Source organism: Nocardiopsis sp. iso_186, assembly GCF_056173365.1.
In genome coordinates, this window is the sequence record NZ_CM149670.1 from 1129288 (window position 1) to 1152583 (window position 23296).

General features: G+C 68.3%; 21 protein-coding genes, 1 tRNA gene and 2 pseudogenes. 4 read left to right on the forward strand and 20 right to left on the reverse strand.

The annotated features are described in order from the left end of the window. Positions 1–3 precede the first annotated feature (3 nt). A complete protein-coding gene (locus AC0VYP_RS05115; RefSeq protein WP_475472758.1) occupies positions 4–1359 on the reverse strand; it encodes a hypothetical protein in 1356 nt (451 codons plus the stop codon). 96 nt (positions 1360–1455) lie between these two features. Beyond that, positions 1456–2442 carry a MinD/ParA family ATP-binding protein gene (locus AC0VYP_RS05120; RefSeq protein ID WP_475472760.1) on the reverse strand — a complete coding sequence of 329 codons (987 nt, stop codon included), beginning with the start codon at positions 2440–2442 and terminating at the stop codon, positions 1456–1458. Positions 2443–2661: 219 nt separating this feature from the next. Here AC0VYP_RS05120 and AC0VYP_RS05125 point away from each other — a divergent pair, with 219 nt between their 5' ends. From AC0VYP_RS05125 to AC0VYP_RS05135, 3 genes and pseudogenes are all read left to right on the forward strand, one after another. After that, the gene (locus AC0VYP_RS05125) at positions 2662–2985 is read left to right on the forward strand and encodes a hypothetical protein (protein WP_475472761.1); all 324 of its coding nucleotides are present in this window, start codon (positions 2662–2664) and stop codon (positions 2983–2985) included. A 110-nt stretch (positions 2986–3095) separates the two neighbouring features. Then, positions 3096–3861: pseudogene (locus AC0VYP_RS05130) on the forward strand (transposase family protein). Beyond that, positions 3858–4669 (forward strand): annotated as a pseudogene (locus tag AC0VYP_RS05135) (FKBP-type peptidyl-prolyl cis-trans isomerase). The pseudogenes AC0VYP_RS05130 and AC0VYP_RS05135 overlap by 4 nt, the downstream one beginning before the upstream one ends. A gap of 24 nt (positions 4670–4693) precedes the next feature. On the opposite strand, the gene AC0VYP_RS05140 reads toward AC0VYP_RS05135, so the two are convergent. The 15 genes from AC0VYP_RS05140 to AC0VYP_RS05210 all read right to left on the reverse strand — a co-directional run bounded on the left by AC0VYP_RS05140 (position 4694) and on the right by AC0VYP_RS05210 (position 18398). Beyond that, complete coding sequence (locus AC0VYP_RS05140) at positions 4694–5470, reverse strand: hypothetical protein (protein WP_285758994.1); 777 nt, start codon at positions 5468–5470, stop codon at positions 4694–4696. Positions 5471–5577: 107 nt separating this feature from the next. Further along, positions 5578–6234 carry a C40 family peptidase gene (locus tag AC0VYP_RS05145; protein ID WP_285758997.1) on the reverse strand — a complete coding sequence of 219 codons (657 nt, stop codon included), beginning with the start codon at positions 6232–6234 and terminating at the stop codon, positions 5578–5580. Positions 6235–6261: 27 nt separating this feature from the next. Continuing rightward, positions 6262–6822 carry a hypothetical protein gene (locus AC0VYP_RS05150; protein ID WP_475472763.1) on the reverse strand — a complete coding sequence of 187 codons (561 nt, stop codon included), beginning with the start codon at positions 6820–6822 and terminating at the stop codon, positions 6262–6264. Positions 6823–6832: 10 nt separating this feature from the next. Further along, positions 6833–7882: an OmpA family protein gene (locus AC0VYP_RS05155; RefSeq protein ID WP_475472765.1), complete on the reverse strand. Its 1050-nt coding sequence runs from the start codon at positions 7880–7882 to the stop codon at positions 6833–6835. A 159-nt stretch (positions 7883–8041) separates the two neighbouring features. After that, positions 8042–8758, reverse strand: coding sequence for a pilus assembly protein TadG-related protein (locus tag AC0VYP_RS05160; RefSeq protein WP_285759002.1), 717 nt, complete (start codon positions 8756–8758; stop codon positions 8042–8044). 56 nt (positions 8759–8814) lie between these two features. After that, positions 8815–9075: a hypothetical protein gene (locus AC0VYP_RS05165; protein WP_475472766.1), complete on the reverse strand. Its 261-nt coding sequence runs from the start codon at positions 9073–9075 to the stop codon at positions 8815–8817. A 140-nt stretch (positions 9076–9215) separates the two neighbouring features. Then, positions 9216–9875: a response regulator gene (locus AC0VYP_RS05170; protein WP_475472768.1), complete on the reverse strand. Its 660-nt coding sequence runs from the start codon at positions 9873–9875 to the stop codon at positions 9216–9218. Continuing rightward, complete coding sequence (locus tag AC0VYP_RS05175) at positions 9875–11104, reverse strand: sensor histidine kinase (RefSeq protein WP_285759006.1); 1230 nt, start codon at positions 11102–11104, stop codon at positions 9875–9877. Before AC0VYP_RS05175 ends, AC0VYP_RS05170 begins: the two co-directional genes overlap by 1 nt. A gap of 4 nt (positions 11105–11108) precedes the next feature. After that, a complete protein-coding gene (locus AC0VYP_RS05180; RefSeq protein ID WP_475472770.1) occupies positions 11109–12017 on the reverse strand; it encodes a type II secretion system F family protein in 909 nt (302 codons plus the stop codon). 28 nt (positions 12018–12045) lie between these two features. Further along, entirely contained in the window at positions 12046–12975 is a 930-nt protein-coding gene (locus tag AC0VYP_RS05185) for a type II secretion system F family protein (protein ID WP_285759010.1), read from the reverse strand. Then, positions 12972–14327, reverse strand: coding sequence for a CpaF family protein (locus AC0VYP_RS05190; protein ID WP_475472772.1), 1356 nt, complete (start codon positions 14325–14327; stop codon positions 12972–12974). The genes AC0VYP_RS05185 and AC0VYP_RS05190 overlap by 4 nt, the downstream gene beginning before the upstream one ends. Before the next feature lie 58 nt (positions 14328–14385). Further along, positions 14386–14790: a TadE/TadG family type IV pilus assembly protein gene (locus AC0VYP_RS05195; RefSeq protein WP_475472773.1), complete on the reverse strand. Its 405-nt coding sequence runs from the start codon at positions 14788–14790 to the stop codon at positions 14386–14388. Between the two features lie 3 nt (positions 14791–14793). Continuing rightward, a complete protein-coding gene (locus AC0VYP_RS05200; protein ID WP_285759013.1) occupies positions 14794–16404 on the reverse strand; it encodes a CpaE/TadZ family protein in 1611 nt (536 codons plus the stop codon). Between the two features lie 43 nt (positions 16405–16447). Further along, the gene (gene cpaB, locus AC0VYP_RS05205; RefSeq protein WP_475472774.1) at positions 16448–17197 is read right to left on the reverse strand and encodes a Flp pilus assembly protein CpaB; all 750 of its coding nucleotides are present in this window, start codon (positions 17195–17197) and stop codon (positions 16448–16450) included. 58 nt (positions 17198–17255) lie between these two features. Then, the gene (locus tag AC0VYP_RS05210) at positions 17256–18398 is read right to left on the reverse strand and encodes a hypothetical protein (protein ID WP_285759016.1); all 1143 of its coding nucleotides are present in this window, start codon (positions 18396–18398) and stop codon (positions 17256–17258) included. A gap of 410 nt (positions 18399–18808) precedes the next feature. Here AC0VYP_RS05210 and AC0VYP_RS05215 point away from each other — a divergent pair, with 410 nt between their 5' ends. Beyond that, positions 18809–19594, forward strand: a complete 786-nt coding sequence (locus tag AC0VYP_RS05215) for a sporulation protein (protein WP_475472776.1) — start codon at positions 18809–18811, stop codon at positions 19592–19594. Between the two features lie 962 nt (positions 19595–20556). Here AC0VYP_RS05215 and AC0VYP_RS05220 read toward each other — a convergent pair. The 3 genes from AC0VYP_RS05220 to AC0VYP_RS05230 all read right to left on the reverse strand — a co-directional run bounded on the left by AC0VYP_RS05220 (position 20557) and on the right by AC0VYP_RS05230 (position 23264). Next, positions 20557–20632: transfer RNA gene (locus AC0VYP_RS05220), tRNA-His, on the reverse strand. A 77-nt stretch (positions 20633–20709) separates the two neighbouring features. Next, complete coding sequence (orn, locus tag AC0VYP_RS05225) at positions 20710–21348, reverse strand: oligoribonuclease (protein ID WP_285759019.1); 639 nt, start codon at positions 21346–21348, stop codon at positions 20710–20712. A 122-nt stretch (positions 21349–21470) separates the two neighbouring features. Next, positions 21471–23264 (reverse strand): DUF2510 domain-containing protein, encoded by a 1794-nt coding sequence (locus tag AC0VYP_RS05230; protein ID WP_475472778.1) that lies wholly within the window; start codon positions 23262–23264, stop codon positions 21471–21473. Between the last annotated feature and the right edge of the window lie 32 nt (positions 23265–23296).

Consider the following 23296-nt stretch of genomic DNA (forward strand, 5'->3'; position numbering starts at 1 on the left):
TGCTCACGCACACTCGGTGTAGTCAACGTACTGGCGCTCGTCACCGTTCGGGGCCCCCAGGTACTCGGCGTCGGTGACGGTCATCGAGGTGTCCCCCCAGGTCCCGCCCAACCCCAGGCCCACCCCGACCTTCACGCTGGCCGCCACCTCCTGGATGTTGTTCTCGTTGGCGTACTCCGTGCGCGATGTCCGCCCGTTCTCGAACACCCACCGTTCGAACGGGCTCGGATCGGTCCCCAACTCGGTGGGGGCCATGGAGTCCCAGGTCAGCGGAATCACCTGATCGTCCACGATGAGCCCGATCCAGGACTCCACCATCGCGCGCTCCTGCGCCGTCTCGACCGGGAGTTCGGTCGTGGTCACCGTCAACCCGCTGCCTTCCGTCGCGACCTGTGACAGCGTCAGACCGGTGATCCGGCCCTCGGCATCGCGGGTCACGCTCATCAACCCGGTCCGCCCGCCGACCGGTTTCCAGCGACCGACCACCCAGTTCGCGCCCACACTCGCCGAACCGTTCAACTCGTAGGTGGTCGTGACGCTGCCGTCGCGGTGGTCGGTGGACTCGTTGAGCGCGGCGGTCACACCGACGGCACCGTCAACCTTGAGCTTCGGGCTGATCGACCACCCCTCGATCCCGTCGTCACCGGTGGAGCCGGTGCCGCCACCGTCCGTCCCGGACCGTTCTCGGTCGTTGCCGATGCTCAGACCGGCCTCCGCGGTCGCCCGCACCCCCGACTCGATCCCGGAACGGGTGATGTGCGGGTCGGGGATGTCCGGCCCGGCGACCCAGTCCGTGATCCATCCGGCGATCGGACTGACGCGTTTGGTGAGGTCGATCTTCTGCTTGGTCCGCAGGTCCTCGGCGAGTTGGGCAGCCTCCTCCGGGGAGTCGAAGACCCAGGTCGAACCGTTGGGAAAACTGAGGTTTCCGGTAACGCCGACTTCGGCGCCCAGATTGAACGCCTTGGTGACGTTGATGCTGGCCCCGGCGCCGAGAGTCGCCTCCAACCTGGCCGTGTTGACGAGAGTCAACTGCGTGCGGCCGTCGGAGAAGGTCTCGGTGATGAAGGAGAACTCCTCGCCGAGGGTGATGAGCACCTCGACGCTCATCCCGCCCATCTCGGTTATACGGCTCTGCAGGCAGCGCTCCGGCCGGTAATCGGCATCGGCGGAGGGAGCCGGCTCCGGGTCGCAGCCACCGAGGTCGAGTGCCAGGCACACCGACCGCCGGATCGAGTCGGTGATCGGTCCCGGGGCGAGGGCGACCACGAGCGCGGACAGGACGAGGGCGGCGAGCAGGATGACGGCGACGTACTCGATGAGGCTGCCCCCGGCGTCGTCGCCCCGTAGGCGTTGCATACCGTGGACGCTAAGGAATCGGACCGCCGGGCGAACAGAAACCTACGACCCCATCCGGACCGGGCCCCAGGGCCCAAGCGCCTCAAAGGGCGCGGCTCACCCGAACCCTCCGGCGACCTCGGCCGCCAGTTCCAGGTAGGCCAGCCGGGTCGCCGGGCGCAGCCGTTCCAGTTCGATCGACGAACCCTGCTCCAGGTGCGGATCCTCCGGGACGCGCACCACTCTGCGGCACCGTCCGGCGAAGTGTCCCTCCAACTGGCCGATGTCCACGGTCGCGCCCTTGCCCGCTCGGGAGATCACCACGACGGCGTTCTTGGCCAGCAAGCCGTGGTCGTGCGCCTCCAGCCAGTCCAGGGTTGCCGAAGCGCTGCGCGCCCCGTTGACGGACGGCGGGCTGACCAGCACCATCTGGTCGGCCAAGGCCAGGATCTCGTTCATCGCGGCGTGCAGCATCCCGGTGCCGCAGTCGGTGATGCAGATGGAGTAGAACCGCTCGACGATCGCCGCGACATCGCGGTAGTCCGTCCCGCTGAACGCCTCGCTCACCGCGGGGTCCACGTCGGAGGCCAGGAACTCCAGCCGCGACACGGCCTGGCTGGTGTAGCCCCGTACGTCGGCGTAGCGGCGTACGTCCTGCTGGTTGTTGAGGAGGTCACGGACGGTGCGTTCGGTTCGCAGTTCGGCCGGGAGGCGGTCGGTGAGGGTGCCCCGGTCGGGGTTGGCGTCCACGGCGATCACCCGGTCGCCCCGTTCGGAGGCCAGTACCGATCCCAGGCCCACGGCCGTGGTGGTCTTGCCGACCCCGCCCTTCAGGCTCAGGACGGCGACCCGGTGGTGTCCACCGGCGATGGGGGACCGCGCCTGGCCGCGAAGTGCCCGCCGGTGCAGTTCGGCTTTGGAGTCCCCCGGGTTGATCAGTCCCCTGCTGGCGGTGAACAACGCCCGCCGCCATCCGCCACTGGGAGGCCTCTTGGCCGGTTTGAGCAGGTTCTCCGGGGTCAGGTCCGCCGTCGAACCGACGAAGAAGGCCGACGCGGGTGCCTGGTGCGGATTCGGGCGAGGAGCGGGGGAGGAGAAAGACACCGTTGCGCTTCCTAACACTGCTGTCGGCAAAGCGTGGGCATTGGACGCCGACCTGAATCCTACGCAGCGAGATGGGCCTGACACGAACCGAGCGGAGATTGGGCCCGGCAAGGAACCATTGGGCCCAACGCAGGGCCCTAAAAAGCTGGGCCCCCTTTGAGAAAGAAACATCGAAATTACCCCGCCGCCCCCGCCCCACACCCACCGCGAGGTAGTCGCATGTCGTTCCTCCGGCCGTCGCGTCCACGGCGAGAGACGGGAGCTGGGTTTCTGGAGTACACCGGCATTGCCATCGCCGCGGCCGTCATCTTCGCGGGCGGAGGCACCGTCGCCACGATGATCGGCGACGGTGCCCAGGGAGCTGCGTGCACCGCACTGGACCTTGAGGGCTGTGACACTGCCGAGCCGATGGGCGGTGTTGCAGAGACCCTGGACCTCGACTCCAGCCCGGCGGCCCCGGAGAAGGCATTGTCATGCTGGCCGTTCATTCGGCCCCCCTGGACGATTGCGATCCAGGCGGGAACGGAGCCTTTTTCATTCTGAAGGTGCAGGTCGCAGCCCCGTACCGGTCTCCCCGCGCCTCTTCCGAACAGCAAGAAGCCCCTGGCAGGTGGGTTAACAACCACGAAAACCTGCCACACCAAGGGCTCTGCATGCTGTTCTACCGCTCCGCGCTGCCGTTGTCACGCCGCCCCCTCAACCTGACCGCCCGCACCATCCGCACCCACCGCGCCACGACCGGGCCCCGACGGCGGCGCCCAGACCCGGCGCAACAGGCCCTGCTGGTCCTGGTCCACCTGTACAAGGGTGAGCCCTTCGCCCCCCCTCGCGGCCGGGTTCGGCCTCGACACCACGACCGCCTGGAGGTACGTGCGCAAGACCACGGCCCTGCTCGCCGAGCAAGCGCCCACCCCGGAACAAGGGCTGCGCCGCGCCCGCCGGAAAGGCTGGGGGTACACGATCGTGGACGGCACCCTCATCGCCTGCGACCGGGTGGGGGCCGACCGGCCCTTCTACCCCGGCAAGCACAAGCAACACGGCATGAACATCCAGGTCGTCGCAGCCCCGGAGGGCGAACCCCTGTGGACGTCGTGGTCGCTGCCCGGCGCGGTGCACGACACCCGCGCCGCCCGGGGCTAAAAGATCGCCGAGCGGATCGAGGCCGTGGGCCTCCTCGGGCTGGGCGACAAGGGCTGCGTCGGGCTCTAGGACGTGGTGTTCTGCCCGTTCAAAGGGCGCGGCAAGCCACAGTGGAAGAAGGACGCCAACTCCGCCCACGCCAAGCTCCGCTCACCGGGCGAACGCGTGATCGCCCAGCTCAAACAATGGGACATCCTGCGCCGCCCGCGCTGCTGCCCGCAGCGGGCCGGCCAGATCACCCGCGCTGTTCTGGTCCTCCAGCTCCGAGAAACAGGATGAAAAAGGCTCACTTGGTTGCGCAAGGTTCGTTGCCCGTGAATCCGACGCACCGAACGGTCATCGAGGGTGATGGGCTTCCCATCGGCCCGGATTCTCTGATCGTCACCCGACTTGCCTCCTATGAGGTCGATGGCCGTGGCGAAAACGCCGGTCCCACGTTTTCTACCTTCTCGGGCGGGCCCGACATCCTTTTCACAGCTGCAGACTTCGCTGCTGTCTTTTCCGGTGCTGGTGATGTAGGTAACGACTGGAAGAACGGGACCAGACTGATTGCGTCAGGATCTGGTCCACCGGTTTCCGGGGAGGGTTCCTCTAGTCAGGACACTGCGACCGTGCACGTTCTCGACATCCTTGACCACTATGTGGCTGGCCAGACCGTCCCAGGTGAACAGGTTGAGTCGGCCGGCGCCCTCTCCGGTGTGGACGTCACCGATAACAGGCACCCCAAAACCGTTTCGACAGAAAATCCTGTTCCTGAACAACTGGAGGTAATCACTCTCATCGAAGGAGGTGGAGAGCCGGTCAGGGATGGCGATCGGATCGTTGTCCAGTTCGCGGGTGTCACGTGGACTACCGGAGAGGTCTTCGACAGCACCTGGAAGTGGAATGGCCGCCCCAGTGCCTACTCCATCGGTACCGGACAGATTCTTCCCGGATGGGATGAGGCCCTTCCCGGTGTCCCGCCGGCAGCAGGGTCCTGTTGATCCTTCCTCCGGAACTGGCGTTCGGTGACGCCGGAAATCCGGATATCGGAGTCCCGGCCGATGAGCCGGTCCTGTTCACCGTCAACATCCTTGGCCGACATTGACGAGGAGCCGCGTGCTGTGTCTGGCTATTCGCCCTCCGCCCAGGGAAGCGGACCACTGCCGAACTCGTAGCACGGAGCCTCGTACATGGTGACCGGTTCCGGGTACGACTTTCCGCCGTCGGTGCTCTCCGTGCAGCGCCACGGTTGGTAGCTCGCGCTCTCCGGATCGAACCGGTGGAAGAACTTCACGTACCGCTGCGCCCAGTCGGGGTTGTCGCCGCCGAGATATCCCACGATCTCCGTATCGCCATCGTCGTCCAGGTCCTCTGTCTCCACGCTGCGCTGTCCGGCTGTGGGGGGCCCGACGAGGCCGAAACCCTCGATGCTCTCGGGGAGGTCCGGTTTCAACCAGGACACCTGCTGCATTCCGGCGACCCCGCTGTACCTGGTCAGTAGTAGGAAGGTGCCGTCGTCGGCCAGGGTCCAGCTGTCGTCGAACTCGGCTGGGGGAAGGGGGACGAAGCCGGTCGGTGCCTCGTTGAGGTTGCTGGCCACGACTTCGTCGTCACTGTCGCGCACCAGGAAGACCCGGGTGGTCCGGGTGGCTCCGCTGACCGGATGCGCCTCGAGTTCGGCCTGGGCGATGAGCAGGCTCGCCGCGGCACCGTCGTGGGTCAGTCCCGGGACGACGTGGACGTCCTCGGCGCAGCTGCCGCAGCCGAGGTCCCTGACCCGTTGCGCTTCGGGGGACAGCGGTGCTGCGGACCGCTCCTGGGAGGCCGGGCCGCTCGAAGCGGAGCATCCGGTCAGGACGGCGAGGAATACTGCCGCGGCGGCGACGTGCGAACGGGAGGAGACCATGGGCTTTCTCGGGACGGTGGGTGGCTCGGGCAAAGACCGCGGACAGGGGATTTCCGCATCCCCCCTGCTCCGTTCACGAAAGAGCGCCTGTCCGGTGGGCCGACGGATCACTTCTGGGGAACGCGGCCTGCCCCCACCCACCGGGACTCCCAGTAGGGGTTGCCCAGGACCTGGGCCACGTTCACCGGGTTTCCCGCGTGCACCATCTTTCCCTCGCCGATGTACATGCCGACGTGGGTGGGCGGCGGTCCGGGGATGGTCTGGAAGAAGATCAGGTCGCCGGGCAGCAGTTCGGCCTTGCTCACGGCGGGCAGCGCCGCGTGCTGCGGCCAGGTCGTGCGCGGGATCTGCACACCCGCTGCCGCCCAGGCTCCTTGCACGAGGCCGGAGCAGTCGTAGCCGTTGGGGCCGGTTCCGCCCCAGACGTAGGGCAGGCCCTGTTTGGACAGTGCCCACTCGATGGCGACCCGGGCCTCGCCCGAGCCCAGCACCTCCCCGCCGTAGTAGCCGGCGAAGTTGAACTCGTACTCTTCCGGCTCCTCGGGGCGCTCGATCTCCGTCCAGGTCTCGCCCTCGCATTCGGGGCCGTCCACGAGGCAGACCATCTCGCGGACGTTGTCATGGAAGGTTGCGCCAACGGGGGACTGCAGGACCGCGGTGATGATCCCGGCCGCGAGCATCGTCACGACCGAGACCTCGATGAACGACGCGCCACGGTCGTCCGTCGATCCGTCCCGGGAGGGGGTGTTCGGGATTCTCGCCACCGGAAAGCTCCTTGTGCCTCTGGCAGTTCAGCTGACGGGAACATCCTTGATCGGCAGGAAACCGGGGATCTCCACCGTCACTTTCTCGGTTTCGGCGGAGAGCCGGTAGGAGGCCCAGTAGGTGTTCTGGGAGCCAGAACTGGTGATCAGTCTGAACATGGTCGGTGCGTGATCTGCTCCAGCACAGACGCAGTCCTGATCCGAATCGATATAAGGATTGAATCGAGTTCCTTGTTGTTCGTCGAGAAGTACCAGACCGCTTCCAGTGGATGAGCCCGGATAGATATAGGTCGTGTTCTGGAGTTCGCCCAGGCCGATATCACTGGAGCTTTTATTCTGCAGCGTCCAGATGAGCTGGGCGTAATCCCCTGTTTTGTTGCGCTTCAGTTCCCTGATCTCGATAACTGCCCCATCCCAGGTGCTCTTGCTGGCCTTGCTGGAACCCAGCAGAGGTTGTCCTGTTGAGTCAGAGGGAGAGGAAACAGGCGGGGAAGCGGTTTGGTCAGCATGTGAGACGGAGCCGGTTAGAAAGGCTGCGATCACAGCTGCCAGCAGGCCGGCCGTTGCGTGGGACAGAAATCGATGCAAGACGGTACCCCTACTTGGCGAAGGTGATGGTGACGCGACGGTTCTTCTCTCGACCTTCGTCGGTGGTGTTGTCGCCTACCGGATCGCTGGAACCGTGACCGGCGGTCTCGAAAGTGATTCCGCCACGCGTGATGAGCCGGCCGAGTGCCTTCTCCACAGCCGAGGCACGATCTTTGGACAGGGGGTTGTTGATGGCGTCGGTACCGCTGTTGTCGGTGTAGCCATCGATCCGCACAGTTGTGGCGGAAGAGGCGTCGATTTCTTCGGCCACCAGGGACAGTGCCTCGTCCGCGTCGGGAGTCAGAGCCGATTCGTTCAGCTCGAAGAGGACGTCGGAGGAGAGGAGGACCTGGGTTTCGTCACCCGATTCCGAACGGGAGGAACCGTCGTCGATGTCGTCCTCGAACGCCCTGATGTCCAGGATCCGGGGTTCGGCCACCGGCGCCTCCGCAATCGCGTCGTCGGGGGCGGCCGCAGTGGTGATCGGGACGTCCAGGAAGTCCGGGGTGACCGGGGTGGTGACGACGACCTGCTCCACCTCCGGGGGCGGGGCGGGAAACGCCACCCAGGTCTCGATCGTCGCGCCGGGGGCCAATGACTCGCTCCCCGCCCAGGACGAGCAGTGGCAGGTCGTGCCGTCGGTGAGTTTCAGCGGCATGTACCGCTTCTGGGCCTCGGTGTCGACCAGCGAGACGCCGTCGGGGGCGCTGGCCTGGCCACCGAGCTCGGTGAGGCTGTGGATCACGAAGGCGTTCTCGGAGCCGTCGTTGGTGACCGCCAGGCTCAGTACGGCCATCGCGTCGCCGTGGCGTTCCAGCGAATAGAGGTCGAACCGCAGATCGCTGCCTTCGGCACTGGCGTTGTACGACGAAGTGGCGATGGGGTCCCGTGCCTCTGTCGGGGCCTCGCCGTCGGGAGCGGCGCTTCCCTCGGATTCGGGTGGGGGCGTGGGGTCGTCCGTACCGGACACGCAGCCGGAGAGCAGGATCGCGCTCAGCGCGATCGGCAGGCACAGCCCGGCCGCGCGGAGAGCACCGGGGGCGGGGGGCGGACGGTCCACGGTACAGCCTTCCGAATGGGGGTGCGTCAACCGGTCAGCCTAGCCAACCGCGTGGAATGCGGTCTATAGCGGATGCGCGGTGGGAAAAACGGCGACCGGTGCCGGCCACGATAAAAGAGGCGGGAAAACGGTGCGGTGTCGATTCCACGATAGCGAGTGTCATGGGGACGGTGAAGCGGTTGGTTCCGGTTGGAATTCCTCCGCCGCACCGAAGGGTTTGTAGATGTACTGTCCCTCTTCTCCGGTGAGCCTGATCGTGATCAGTCGCCGAGCGTGCTGCTCGCTCTGGATGACCTGGCCGTCGCACTCCACCCCGACCACCCGGTATTCCACCCCGAAGACGTAGCTGCAGTCCGGCATCACCATCTCGGCGATCGCCGACGCGTTGCCCATGCTCCCCAGGCCCTCGTCCGCGTCGGGGTCCCGCTCCTCCTCCGGCGGGCAGAACAGGTCCGACCAGGCCCGGCTGCCGTCCTCGAGGAGTTCCTGGCGGCACTCGGCGCCGCGGGTCTCCACCCGCACGAAGTTGCCCAATTGGCCCAGGGCGTTGTCGCTGGCCCGGATGTTCTCCAGGACCGCGCCGTTCCTGCGGGCGTACCGCTCGGCCGAGGTGCGCCCCCGAGCGGGCTCGTAGAGCCGGGCGGCCGGGATCTGGTTGCCGGCCAGCATCTCCGCCGCGTTGTCGCGGGCGACGGTCACCGCGGCCAACGCGGCGGCGTCGGCCGCGGTCTGCGATCGTCCACGCCACTGGTTCGCGTCGCCCAGCCGGACGAAGAGCATGGTCAGGGCGAGGAGTGACAGCGTCAGGCCGATGAGCAGGAACAGGTTGGCCTGTCCGCGCTCATCGGCTGGAACCGCTCGGGGTCGAGACTGCATAGGGCAAGGACCGTCCAGAAAAAGGAGACCCGATTAGAGGAAAAGCCTTCCAGCTGCTACCCAGGGAAATTTTGATTCGCGGGAATCGTGGGAGTTCCCCCGCCGAGGATTTGCGCGACCGTGTTCGTCAGGCTGGTCGCGATCGTCTGTCCGATGTTCGTGGCGAAGATCGCCGCGGCGATGGCCGCGACCAGGACGATGACGGCGGCGTACTCCACGAAGCCCGCACCCCGGTCGCCGCGCCCGCGCAGGGAGTCGATCCGGTTCGCGACAGCGGACCGGGTGGTGAAGTAGAGGGAGATCATCGGGTTCTTCATGCGTCCTCCTGGGGAAACGATCCCCTGCGCTGATCGCGTCTTCGGTGTCGAGTATCAATCTAGGCAATGGCGGATCGGGCGGATAGGGTCCGCGGGCCCAATTCGGTGGGCCCAACCGGACACCGGTGGAAACGGTTCGGCTAGGCGGACGAAAGGGGAGTTCCGTGCCCGTTCCAACGGGCGATCGCCGCCGAACGGGTGCTGACGTCGAGTTTCCGGAAAATTCGGTTGATGTGGTTTTTCACGGTCTTTTCGGAAAGGAATAGGTCCTTGGCAATGGCGGCGTTGGACAATCCACGCGCGGCGGCCCCGAGCACTTCGGCCTCCCGTTCGGTCAGTCCGAGGTCGGTCGCACCGACCGCGCCCTGACTGGTCGGCGCCGACCGCATGAAGGTGAGCAGCGCGGTCGCCGCGACGGGGGACAGGGGACTGCCGTCGCGGTGCACGACCTCGTGCAGTGCCCGGGTGAGTTCGTCCAGGGTGAAATGGCCGTGCACCAGGTAGCCGCAGGCGCCCCTGCGCAGTGCCGTCTCGATGGTCCGCGCGTCCTCGGTGTGGGTGAGCATGACGACCTTGGTGATCGCGGCGAGCTCCTCGACCGAGCTGACCCCGTCGCGGACCGGCATCCGGACGTCGAGGAGGACGACGTCGGGACGCAGCCGGCGGGCCTGCTCGACCGCTTCGACACCGTCGCCCGCCTCGCCGACGACCCGGATGCTGTCGGACGCCTCCAGGAGGGAGATGAGACCGGCGCGCACGACGATGTTGTCGTCAACGGCGAGGACGGTGATCGGGGGCATCAGGCGTGGCCCTTTCCGTGTGCGGGGTGGGATTTCCCCGAGGTTTCGTGGGCGGGGCCGGCGAGCGGGACGCGCAGGGTAAGGACAGTGCCCGCGCCCGGGGCCGAGGCCAGGGTCAGGTGGCCGCCCGCGCGGGCGGCGCGCTCGCGCATACCGACCAGGCCGTAGTGTCCTGGGATCGCAACGGTCGTGTCGAAGCCCGATCCGTCGTCGCGCACGACCACGACCAGGTGGTGCGCTTCCTCGGCGAGGTCCACGGTGACGGTGCCGGCAGCCGCGTGGCGGTCGATGTTGGTGAGTGCCTCACGCAGGACGGCGACCGTCTCGTGCCGGGCGATCACCAGCAGCGGCAACGAGCCGTCCGGGGCGTTCAGCACGGTCTCGACCCCGGTCTCCGCCGACCAATCGCGCAGCACCTCCGCCACGCTGGCCGCGATGGGTGACTCGGAGGTGTCCTCGCGAAGGTCGGCGATGAGCTCCCTGGCCTCCTGCGCGGCCACCCGGGTGGCCGCGGCGACCTGCGCCGCGGTGGCCACCGCGCGCTCGGGGTTCTTCTCCAGCCAGAGGGGGAGCGCCTGGGCGGCCATGGCCGCGCCCTGCAGGGTTTTGGCCACCGAGTCGTGCATGTCCCGGGCCAAGCGGGAACGCTCCTCGGCGGTCGCGGCCGCATGTTCGGCGAGACGGCGTTTCTCCTGTTCCAGGGCGAGCTCGGTGAACAGTCCGCGCAGTCGGCGGCCGATGGAGCCGGCGACCGGGTACAGCAGCGGTTGCACGAGGACGATCTGGAAGCCCACCTGGATGCTGCCGGTGGAGGTGCCGGGCAGCGACAGATAGGCCAGCAGCGCCACCAGGTAGCCGATGATCTGCATGCAGGAGACCCCGATCAGGCCCCTGGTGCCGTACAGCACCCCGGCGGTGGTGCTGGTGAGGACCGTGGCCAGGAAGAAGGCCCCCGAGGGCCCGTCCACCGCCAGGATCGAGGAGGCCACGGCCACGTCCGCGACCACCAGTAACGGGTGGCGCAGGATGTAGGGCGACAGCCGGTCCCAGTATCTGGCGAGCAGTCCGGAGAGCACCGCGTAACAGGCCAGCATGACGATGACGTTCGGCGACAGCCGTTCGGCGGGCAGGAGGAGCAGCGCGATCCCGGTCAGCAGGAAGCGCAGTTGGATCAGCAGCCGGGCCAGCCGGGTGAGCCGCTCCAGCGCGGTGTCGCCGTGCGCGTTCACCGGCTCACCCCAGAATCGCCGAGAGGTCGATGTCGGACCCGAAGAACATGCCGCCGCCGATGAGCAGCAGCAGACCGGGCAGCATGGTCGCCGCGGTGATCCCGGTGACCCGGGGGTTCAGCCGTTGCGCCCGGCGTCGCAGGTATTGGGCGTCCTCGCGGCGCATGTCCTGGCCGATGCTCTGCAGTGTCTGGGTGAGCGGTGCTCCGAGTTCCTCGGCCTGCTGCAGGGCGGTGACGAAGCGCCCCAGCGACTCGTTGGAGTTGCGCCTGCGCATCGCGGAGAACGCCTCGCGCCGGCTGGTGCCCAGCTCCATCTGGTGCAGGGTGAGGCGGAACTCCGCGGCCAGCACCCCCGGCATGGAGTCGGAGACCCTGGACAGCGCCTGCCGGAAGGCCAGCCCCGATCCGACCGTCACCGCGAGCACGTCCAGGAAGTCGGGGAGCTGCTTCTGGATCTCCTCCTGTCGCTGCCGGGTGGCGCTGTACAGGGAGAGGTCGGTGAGCAGACCGAACGCAAGGATCACCGCGGCGAAGATCGGTGAGCCGTTGACGAGGAAGAACAGGCCGATGCCCCCGTAGAGCAGAACCTCCCCGGCCTTGCGTTGCGCGTACCGTTGCACGGTGAGCCCTTCGGGGCGTCCAGCCGATTCGATCCTGAGCTGGATCTTGGCCTGTCGCTCCTCCCCGAGCCACTCCACCACCACGGGGCCGAACGGCCGCCCGATCAGTTCGGTGATCCGGTGCAGGATGAAGGTCTCGTCCGCCTTCTTCTTCGGGGGTTCGATGATGAACTCCCCGGTCATGTCGCTCTTGCGGGTCACCAGGTGCGCGCCCCAGAAGAACAGGGCGACGGACAGCGCGCCGGCCAGGCCCACCACCAGGGTGAGCGCGGGGCTGAGGACGATGTTCATGGAACTCCAGGCTTCTCGGCGCGATCCGCTAGAAGTCGATCCGGGACATGCGGCGGATCGTCACGAAACCGATGGTGAACAGGGAGAGCGAGACACCCAGGATCGCGAGCCCCGCCGGGCTGGCGGTCATCCGGCCGACTGCTCCCGGCATCATCAGGTTCAGGAGGAACAGCGACCCCACCCCCATCGTGAGCAGCGCCCACGCGGTGTTCGTGGTCTCGCTGAGGATGGTGCGGACCTCGCGCCTGGTCTCCTTGCGGTTCTCCAGGGTCTCGGAGATGGAACGCAGGGCCGTCACCAGGGCTCCACCGGAGCGGGCGGAGACCAGCAGGGTGGAGATCAGCACGCCGATCTCGCGTGAGGGCATCCGGTCGCGGAGGTCGGACACGGCACTCTCGAAGGACTGGCCGACCTTCATGGACCGGGCGACCCGGCGTAGTTCGGAGCCGGCAGGGTCGTCGAGTTCGTCGGCGGCCATGTCGATGGCGGTCGGCAGGGCCAGGCCGGCCTGGGTGGCGTTGGAGAGGACCCGGGCGAGTTCGGGGAGCTGGGCGGTGAACGCCTCCTTGCGCTTCTCCTCCTGCTGACGCAGATAGGCCAGGAACAAGAACCCCACCAGACCGGCCGCGAGGACGCCCAGGATCGGGGCGAGGATCTGCCAGACCAGGACCACCGCGCACACCGCCGTCGCGCTCAGGGCGACCACGAACGTGGACACCTTGACCTTCACTCCCGCGCGCGCCAGACGGATCTCCATGCGTCTGCCCAGTTCCGAGCGGCGCAGCCACACGTCCAACCGGGCCATCGGCGTGTTGGCGCGGCGCTCCACCTCGGACAGCGTGCCGCGCGCGGCCAGCAGCCGCCGCTGTCCCACCCCGTCCATGTAGACGACGAAGCCCCACACGGCCACGATCAGTGACGCCATGGTGACGAGCAGGATGACCAGCGTGTAGTTCACAGCGATCCTCCCGGGTACTGGTGGCCGGTGGGGGAGTGCGCGGCGTGTGCGGCCTTGACGACGCCGAAGGTCGCGGGGACGGTTTCGCCCGCGCTGTGGACGCGGGCGGCGATGTGGCGGGGCAACGGGAACCGGTGGAAGTCGCCGGTGACCGCCTGGTCAACCTCGTAACGGTGCGCTTCGAACTTCAGGAGCGGGTCGAGCCGGAACTCTTCGCGCCGGTTCGAGGCGACCACCGCGACTTCCGCCACCCGCCGGGACCCGTCGGGGTAGCGGGACAGGTGCACGATCACGTCGATCGCCGCGTTGATCTGGTCACGGATCGCCTCGAACGGGATGGTGATCTCGCTCATCGAGGCCAGGGTCAGGAGTCGGTGCACCGCGTCCTCCGCGGAGTTGGCGTGCACGGTGGCCAGGGAGCCGTCGTGGCCGGTGTTCATGGCCTGCAGCATGTCCAGGGTCTCGGCCCCCCGGACCTCGCCGACGATGATCCGGTCGGGACGCATACGCAGGGAGTTGCGCACGAGGTCGCGGATGGTGATGGCACCGGCCCCCTCGATGTTGGGCGGGCGCGATTCCAGCCTCAGCACGTGCTCCTGGCGGAGTTGCAGTTCTGCCGAGTCCTCGATCGTGACGATGCGCTCATGGGAGGGGACGAACGCCGACAAAGCATTGAGGAACGTGGTCTTCCCGGTACCGGTTCCACCAGAGATGACCACGTTGAACCGGGCCCGGACCAGAGCGGACAGCAGCACGCCGGTCGCCTCGTCGAGGCTGCCCTTGGCCACCAGCTGTTCGACACTGAACGGTTTGGGGAACCGCCGGATCGTGATGATGGGTCCCGACAGGGACAACGGAGGGACGATCACGTTGACGCGTTCGCCGGTGGGCAGCCGGGCGTTGACCATCGGGCTCGACTCGTCCACCCGCCGGTTGACCGTGGAGACGATGCGGTCGATGGTCTGGTACAGCTGTTCCTCGCTGGCGAAGGTGGTCTCGATGCGTTCGACGCGGCCGCGGCGCTCGACGAAGACGTTGTCGGGACCGTTGACCATGATCTCGGTGATGCTCTCGTCCGCCAGGAGCGGTTCGAGGACCCCGAGGCCGAGCGCCTCGTTGACCACCCGCCGGATCATGTTCCCGCGTTCGCGGTCGGACAGGACCGGCCCCTCGCGCGAGATGAGGTGGCCGACGACCTTCTCCAGGCGGATGCGGCGCTGTTCGAGGCTGAGCATGGCGAGGTCGTCGAGGTTGACCTCGGTGAGCAGACGCTGGCGCCAGTGGGCGACACTGCCGCGGTCGGAGTGCTGGTCGGTGAGGCGATCCTCGTTGAGGCGGTCTTTGAGAGCCATGGGCCTTACCTGGTGCGGTCGTCGGGGGTGTCGGGTCTGTACTCGGGGTGCCGGGGGACTAGACGGCCATCTCCACCCGGCGGACGACGGTGTAGTCCAGGGCGGCGATCGTGAAGACGACGGGAACTCCGATACTGACCTCGGAGAAGACGCCGCCGTCCTCGGTGTAGCCGGTGCTGACCCGGGCAGCGCCCATCCAGGTCGGAAGCGCTCCCTCGGCCGCGGACAGCGCTGTCGCCGGGCCCTGCTGCTCGGCGACCCGGGCTCCGATCCTGGCCGCGTTCTCGGCCTGTTCGACTGCGACGAACGAGATGAAGACCTCCAACGCGATCACTGCCATCAGCAGGAACAACGGCAGGTAGGTGGCGAACTCCAGGATCTGTGATCCGCGGTCGTCACGACGGGCCCATCGATTCCGGCCGTCTGGCCGCGGCCGGGCGGGTGCCGGTGGATCCACGCTCATGCCTCACCCCTCGCGAAGGACCTGGGACTGGCTGCTGATGTTCCACGGACTGTCCATGCCGGGCAGCACCGCGGGCATCGCGATGGTCACCCGGATGTAGCGGCGGCCGTCCTCCACCAGGTTCTCCAGGGTGAAGGTCTCCTCCTCGTCCCAGGGGGCGCGCACCCGTTTGGCCGCCTCCTCCCGGATCCGCTCCTCGTCGCTCGGGGTGATCGACGCCTGGCGCGCGCCTTCGCTGGCCGCGTGGGAGGCGTACATCCCGGTGAGTCCGATCAGTACGATCTGCCAGGTCAACAGCAGTGCTAGTCCGAGAAACGGGACGAGTGCGGCGAATTCGACGATCGAGGCACCGGAGTCGCCGCGGGTGCTGCGCGAGCGGCGACTCTGGGCGATCATCGCCGCGGCGGCTTCTTTCGTTGAGGAGCCGTTGCCCTGCTGCTCCTCATCGGGTGTCGCCGCGGTGATGCCCAGTTCCGCGGCCAGCCGGCTGAATGCTTTGAGCAGGGCCTCGTCGGTGAGCCTGCCGGGGACCCCGGTGTTGGACGCCTCCTCCAGGGCACGATAGGCGGCCGGTACGGCCGTGCGCAGCGTTTCCGTGCCGAGCAGTTTGCGGGCGAAGTCCGGCTGGATCTCGTTCCTCCGGCTGTGCCGGGTGATCAGCGAGGTCACGTTCTTGGCCTCGCGGACGTGCAGCCGCTCCCACATGGCGATGAGGCGCTGTGCGCCGCGCAGGGCCGGAAGGTCCGGGGTGACCAGCACGATGGCTGTGTCGGAGAGTTCCACGGCCACCGCGGTGGCGTCGTTGATCGCCGAACCGCAGTCCACGATCACCTGGTCGTAACGTGACCGCAGCGCCCCGAGGATCTGTCGTGCCGCACGCGCGTTGACGTCCTCGCTGTGCTCGCCGTGTTCGGGGGCGAGCAGGATGTGCGGACCGTCGTGGTGGACGTAGAGGGTGTCGGCGAGCATGGCCGCACTGATGTCGTCGGCGGCCTCCACCAGGTCCACGATGCTGCGGCGGTGCTTGAGGTCGTAATATCCGGGGACGTCGCCGGACTGCAGGTCCAGGTCAACGAGGCAGACGGTACGTCCGGCCTTGGCCGCGATCCGGGACAGTTGGATGGCGGTCGTGGTGGTTCCGACACCGCCCTTGGCACCGGTCAGTGTGATGATCTGGCCGCGGCGCCCCGAAACCGGAACGTCGAGGGAGGCGGCCTCCAGGTGGCGGCGCAGGGTCCGCGACCAGTCCGCCGCCGTGGTGACCCTGGCGCTGAGCTGTTCGATCGTGGCGTCTGCCTGGAGCAGTCCGCGTGCGCCCGCCTCCATGGTGTTGGTGAAGGTGTCGGGTTCCACCTCGGACACGATCAGGATGATCGCCAGTTGCGGCTGGTTCCGGGAGATGTCGCGGATCAGGTCCAGGACCGGGAGCGGTCCGAGGTCCTCGTGGATCAGTACGACGTCGAGGCCGGGCAGTTTGCCGACGGTCTCGCTGACCTCGCGGGAGGTGCGGTGCACGCTCACGACCTCGGCCTCGGCCAGTTCCTCGAACCTGGCCGTGAGCGCGTTCTCCAACTCGTCGGTGGGGGCGCCGATCAGGACCTGGTAAGTGCTCATCTGTTGCCGCCCCGACGGAGGAGAGGAGTGGGAGGGGTGTCCATCAGTTGCCGCCGCCCTGGCCGGAGAGGGCGGCGGCGAGCTGGTCCTCGGCGCAGAACCGCGCCTCGCCGGGGTTGCCCGACCCCTCCGCGCTGATCAGGGCCAGGCGCAGCTTGGTGGCGAACGCCTCGGCGTAGCTCAGCTCGAGGGCCTGCTCGGTGGTGAGTTTGAAGGTCACCGGGACCACGGAGTTGGTACCACCGGTCTGGGCGTCAACCTGTGCTCCGATGTCGCCGATCTCCAGCACCTCCACGTCGGTGAGGACCCGGATCGTGCACGCGTCGGAGGAGTCGTTGGGCTGGAAGGAGGCGTAGATGTCCACGCGGGACTGGCGGGCCACCTTGCCGGCCACGCCCGTCTCGGCGTTGACCATGATCGCGATCTCCCGCTCGCCCGTCTCCAGGGCCGGGGCGGGCACGACCATGCTCTTCTGGAGAAGCGTGCCCGCCTGCAGGAAGGTGGCGGAGACGGCGCGGCTGCCCGGGTTCGCCAGCGCCTCGTTGGCGTCCTCCAGACTGCTCAGGAAGGTCTCCTCGTCGAAGAACCTCGCCGGGACCTCCTGGGACTCCACCATCTCCGCGGTGATCGGCTGGTAGGGGTTGACGTCCTGGGTCAGCCGCAACACCGTTCGGTAGGTGCCCATCTCGCTGTTCAGCGTGTTCACGTAGGAGACCACCGTGAAGAAGACGGTGACGGCGCCGAACGCGGCGATGATCATGAGCAGAACACCGCGCCGTTGACGGGGGTTCATGACGCTCCATTTCTAGCCGTGCGATGGGGAGACGGCGGCGGCACCGAGCGGCCAGGCCTCAGCGGCGGGTCGGGTGGTGGGGACGGGTTTCTCCAGGGTCGGTGCCGTCGCCAAGGGAAGGGGAGAACGATTCTGGAGCCTGTGGATAACTGGTGATTCCGGACACCGAGCCGTAGCCGGGAGGAGGAGTTCCCCGGGCCGGTGTCCCGGCGGGTCGGGGGGCTTCGGGAGGCGCGGCCCGGGGGGCCGGACGGGCAGGGGGGCCGGAGCCCTGTGCGGGCGGGGGGACGAGGGCCGTCGGTGTCGGCACCTGGACGGCCCGGGAGTACGTGGGCGGGCGTCCGACCGGAGGCTGGTTGGCCGCGCCGCAGAACGGGCAGTGCGTCTCGGCCACGGGTTCACGGCACCACGCGCAGGTGGTCGGCCGGATCGCCCGTACCGGTTGGGTGAGTGCGTCCTGGTGGGCGCTGAAGACCACGAACTCGACGTACTTCGTGGTCCCCCAGTAGGCCGGGCCCAGCGGCTGGTCGGGGAGGTCGTGCGAGGAGACCGGCTGTATCGCCGGTATGAACTGGGCGTCGAAGTGCGACTGGTCGGCGTCCCGGCCGGCCGAGACCAGTACCTGCACCGGGTTCACCGGGTGGAAGGGGATGTTGGGCGCGGGGTTGGACCGGCGTACCCGTCCGACGCGCTGCACGGGCGCGCAGAAGGCGAGGAAGGCCGTTCCGGGAACGAGCGACCCCATGTGCTGGCGGACCGAGATCGGGATGGTCGCCAGGCTCGCCACGCTCTTGACCCAACCGCCTGCCAGCATGTGCTCGGGCAGTTCGGCGGCCAGTGCCGCCACGAGCCCCGACGGCAGGTAGGGCGCGAGATAGGCCATCTGGTCGGCCACCAGGGACAGCGCCAGGGGGGACAGGTCCATGGGCACGGCCGCGACGTGATCGGTCCGCAGCGCTCCGCGGGCGAACTGGACCGCCCGCTCGGCCCGGCCGGATCGCCACCGGGGGTACAGGGCCACGACCTTCTTCCCCTGTGCGATGTTCTCCCGCGCGAAGTCGAGGAAGCCCGCGGACTGTCCGGCGAGGTCGTCGCCGTCCAGGGCGAAGCGCCGTGCCCGGGCGTTGCCGAGGTGGCCCGTGCTCGGCACATCGGCGAGCAGGGCGACGACGCTCACGGACCTCGGGCGGTCACTGGACACGGGGCAAGCTCCCTGGGGGTGAGACGCTTGGGGGTCGGCTGCGGTTCGTGGTCACGGCCAGCAGGTGATTCTATGCGGACGTATCGTAACGAGTCTGCGCTGGGTCTGGAGTGTCCACGCCCCCAAATTTCCCAGGACCGTCACCCTGTTCTACGTTGCGTTATCCCGATCGGTACTAAGGTCCCGATTTTTAGCGGAACGTAATCGCTATTGGCAGTTGGCCGATATCGGACAGCTGGCTCGGGGGACACACCTGATCGCCCCACGCCGCACGTCCGACGCTCTTCGGCGGGAGGGGAACGATTGGTGGAGCGGGTGCGTCCCAGCGTCCGGGCGGGACCCGGCTACCGGTGACATCCGCCGACCGCTCCGTGACTCGCCCCGGGGGGTCGGCGGCGATGGGAAGAGACATGGTCCTCAAGCGTTTGCTGGCGGGAATCGGTTTCGGCGGGGCGTCGGTGGAGACCGTCCTGCACGTTGCCGAGGTCCCGCCGGGCGGAGCGGTGCGCGGGATCGTGCGCATCCAGGGCGGCGACGTCAACCAGCAGATCGAAATGCTCACTGTCGGTCTCCAGGCGCGGGTCGAGGTCGAGTCCGGCGACAGCGAGCACGCGCAGGACGTCGAATTCCACCGCAGCACCCTCGGCGGACGCCTGCACCTGCCGCCCGCCGAGCGCATCGAGGTCCCCTTCGAGCTGGCGGTTCCCTGGGAGACGCCCATCACCGGCTGCTACGGGCATCCCCTCCCGGGGATGAACATCGGGATCAATACCCGGCTGCACATCGCCGGTGCCGTCAACCCCGGTGACCTCGACCCGGTGGGGGTGCTGCCGCTTCCCGCCCACCAGGCCGTCCTCGATGCCCTGTTCCGGTTGGGATTCCGCTTCAAGCACGCCGATATGGAGCGCGGTCGGCTGTCCCGTACCCGCCAGCGCCTGCCCTTCTACCAGGAGATCGAGTTCCATGCGCCGAGTCGCTACCAGGGGCTCGGCGAGTTGGAGCTCTCGTTCGTCACCGACGAGCGAGGCGTGGACGTGGTCCTGGAGATGGACAAGAAGCCCGGCCTGCTGTTCAGCGAGGGAAGCGACACCTTCCACTCCTTCAGCGTCGACCACCGCGCGGCAGCCGGTACGGACTGGGCGGACTACCTCCACCGGTGGATCGACGCGACCGCGGGCCGCCGCCGGTGGCTGTGAGCACGGCGGACCGGACGTGGTCGGGAGGCGGGCCTGCCTCCCAACGCGTTGGAGGGCCCCGAAGGTAACGAGGCCCCGGTCCGTACTTTCGATCTGGAGTGAGTGCCGGGACTTGAGCTCGCCGGGCAGAAAAATCTGAACTGCGTTTTTGCTTCCCCGGGCTGGCTGTCTGCGGTTGTGGGTTCCGGGTTCGGTCGTGATGGTCCGCTGCTTCAGGACGGGGTGGGCCACCGGGGCCCACCCCGTCTCGACTGTGCAACGGGTGCGGCCAAGACCTGAAGGGTGGGCCGGCGGGTCACAGTGTTCGTCGAGGCCGTCGCAACTCGCCCATCGCCTCTGGTCCCGAGGGCGCACTCTCACCGCGCTCAACGCCACCGTCACCTGGCGAGGACACATCCCCTCTGCATCACCGCCTCTACCGCCTCCGACGACATCGTGCTGCGCTCCGCCGAGGCGATCAGACCGGCCGGGTCATGTGCACCGCCGAAACGTCACTGTGGTGGCACGCACCTCATCGAACTGCAGCCGCTGCCTACGAGGGGACGTCTGTCCTCAAGTCATCCACCGCCACTGCCACCGGCCCCGTCGTCACCGAGCAACCCCTGCCCGGTAGGTGAAGCCGGACGGACGCGTCCCGGGCCCCGATGGCGGTCGGGGCGCCTGCGATCGTCGTTGTCCCGGCCTTCGGGCCGTTCATGGCCGGCCGCTTCCACCGCCAGTTCGGAGGACACGGCCCTGTTGCGGTCGGTGAAGGTCTCGCACTCACGGGCCGTAGCGGTTTCCGTCCGGGCGCTACTTGATGCGGTGGCGCTTGGTCTCGCCGCTCAAGGTGCGGGGTCCGATCTGCGTCGTGCGCGACATCATCACTGGATGTGGTGCGGCCTAGGGAAGGCGCGGTGACCTCCGCAACGACGAAGCCCCGGCCCGCGGAAGTCGTCCGCAGGCCGGGGCCTGTTTTCATTTGGGGTGAGTGACGGGACTTGAACCCGCGACATCTTGGACCACAACCAAGTGCTCTACCGGCTGAGCTACACCCACCATGACCGCCGGGCTGAAAACCATCAGCGCCTGCGTTCAGAAATGATACTACCGGTTCCCGCGAGTGATTCGCGCCTTCATTTCCGGGGTGTGGACTCGGGGGCGTCGAGTTGTCCGGTTCCACCGGAGACGACATCGGCGGCGATGGCACGCGCGGTGGGGGTGTCCGGACCGGGGGCGGCGACGAAGGCGGCCGCCCGGAAGTACCGGAGTTCCTGGATGCTCTCGACGATGTCGGCCAGCGCGCGGTGGCCCCCGTGCTTCTCCGGACTCGCGAAGTACACCCGCGGGTACCAGCGGCGCAGGAGTTCCTTGATGCTGGAGACATCCACCATCCGGTAGTGCAGGTGCTCGTCGATGAGCGGCATGTCGCGGGCGAGGAAGGCACGGTCCGTGGCGATGGAGTTCCCGCACAACGGGGTCTTCTTCGGCTCGGGGACGTAGCGCCTGATGTGGTCGAGGACCATCTCCTCGGCCTCGGACAGCGTCACCCCGTTGTCCAGTTCCGTGAGGAGGCCGGACGTCGTGTGCATCTGGGTGACGAAGTCGCCCATCTGGTCGAGTGCCGCCTGCGGTGGTTTGACGACGACGTCGATGCCCTCGTCGATCTGGTTGAGGTCGCCGTCGGTGATGACACAGGCCACCTCGATCAGCGCGTCTTTGTCGAGGTCGAGCCCCGTCATCTCACAGTCGATCCACACCAGGCTGTCGTTCATGGGGCTAGCTTAGGGCGCTTTGCGCACCTGCAACGTCTTCACGGGCGGCGGGACGCCGGGCAGGGGCGCCGGTGGACGGGGCGCAGGGCCCCGTCCACCGGCGTCTGCCGAACGTCGAGCGGCTAGAAGGGGGGCGGGCCGAAGATCGCGACCATGAGTGTGGAGTAGTCCAACCAGAGGTACGTCACCACACCCACGAGCGCCAGGATGACGAGCAGGAAGAACAGGCAGCCACAGCCACAGCCGCTCTTCTTCTTGCGGGGTCTGGGCGGAGGCGCGGGGTAAGGGGGGCGTCCAGGGCCGCCCTGGTGGGGCCCCCAGGGGGACTGCCCGCCGGTGCCGGGGTAACCGCCCGGCTGGCCGTGGCCTCCACGGACCTGGGGTGGCGGTTGGCCGCCCTGCTGCGGGTAGCCGCCGGGATAGCCCTGAGGAACGGGCGGCTGGGCGGCGGCCCGCCGTTGCCGCCGTGACTTCGGTGGAGCCGGCGGCTGGGCCGGGCGCTGCTGGTACTGCGGGGGGTAGGGCTGCCCCGGGTAGCCGGGGGCGGCGCTGTGCTGGGGGCCGGTCGGCGGCATGTAGGGCGGCGCCTGTTGCGGCTGTCCTGGACGGAGGGCCTGGTGCGGGGGCTGCGGATAGCCGGTCCCTGCCTGCCCCGGAAACGCTGCGGGTCCGGCCGGGTTCGCGCCCGTTCCCGGTTGAGCGGGGTGGGCGGAACCGGGGTCGCCCGGCCACGGGCGGCCGGGGTTCTCCGCCTCCCAGGCGCGGCGCTCCTGTTCCTGCCGTTCCGCGCGCTCCTTGAGCTCCTGTGCTTCCCGCTCCTCGCGCTCGCGCCGCTCCTCGGCTTCCTTCGCCTGCTGCTCGGCCCGGATCCGGGCTTCTTCCGCGGCCTTGGCGCGCTGCTCCTCCTGGCGTTTCTTCCGTTCCTCGGCCAGTTCGGACCGGTATTCCTGGAGCCCTTCCCTGAAGTTGCCGAGGAACTTGTTGAACTTGCCGTCTTCCCCGCCCTCTTGCCCTTCGCCGCCTCCGGAAGGAATCGCCCCGGTGAACCCCGGGTCGTCGGGGTTGAAGACCGCGGTCCGTGGGGCATCGTCCCCGCCGGGGGAAGCGGGGGCGCGCGTTGCGGGTGCGTCGTCCCCGGTCCGGGGAGTGATACGCATGGTCGCGTCCGGTGGGCCCGGTGCGTCGAGATCGGGCTGGGTGCGGTCGGCGCCCGCGGGGCCGGTGCCCAGGTTGACGGTCGCGCCGTCGGGGGCCGCGTGGTCGCTGAGGTCCGCGGTGGGTTCGTCGTCCTCGGGTGTGGTGGGGCGGGAACGGCTCGGCGGGTCGATGCGCGTGGTGGCGCCCGCGGGGCCGGTGCCCAGGTTGACGGTCGCGCCGTCGGGCGCTGCGTGGTCGCTGAGGTCCGCGGTGGGTTCGTCGTCCTCGGGTGTGGTGGGGCGGGAACGGCTCGGCGGGTCGATGCGCGTGGTGGCGCCCGCGGGGCCGGTGCCCAGGTTGACGGTCGCGCCGTCGGGCGCTGCGTGGTCGCTGAGGTCCGCGGTGGGTTCGTCGTCCAGGTCGGTGGGTGCGGGGCCGGTGCCCAGGTTGACGGTCGCGCCGTCGGGCGCTGCGTGGTCGCTGAGGTCCGCGGTGGGTTCGTCGTCCAGGTCGGTGGGTGCGGGGCCGGTGCCCAGGTTGACGGTCGCGCCGTCGGGGGACTCCTCGGCCGGAACACGGCCGAGGAGCCCGCTCAGGTCGGTTGTGGCCTCGATGTCGGATTCGCCCTGGCGGTCCCCCGGTGCGGGGGAGCCGGGTTCGCCGCTGAGTTCGGCCAGCGAGCGGACGTGCTGCGTCCAGTCACCGCCGTCCCACCAGCGGAGCTGATCCTTCGCTCCCTCGGGGTCCGCATACCAGCCTGGTTCGATCGATCCACCCATGCGCGACAGACTAAACGGTTTTCGGTCCCAAA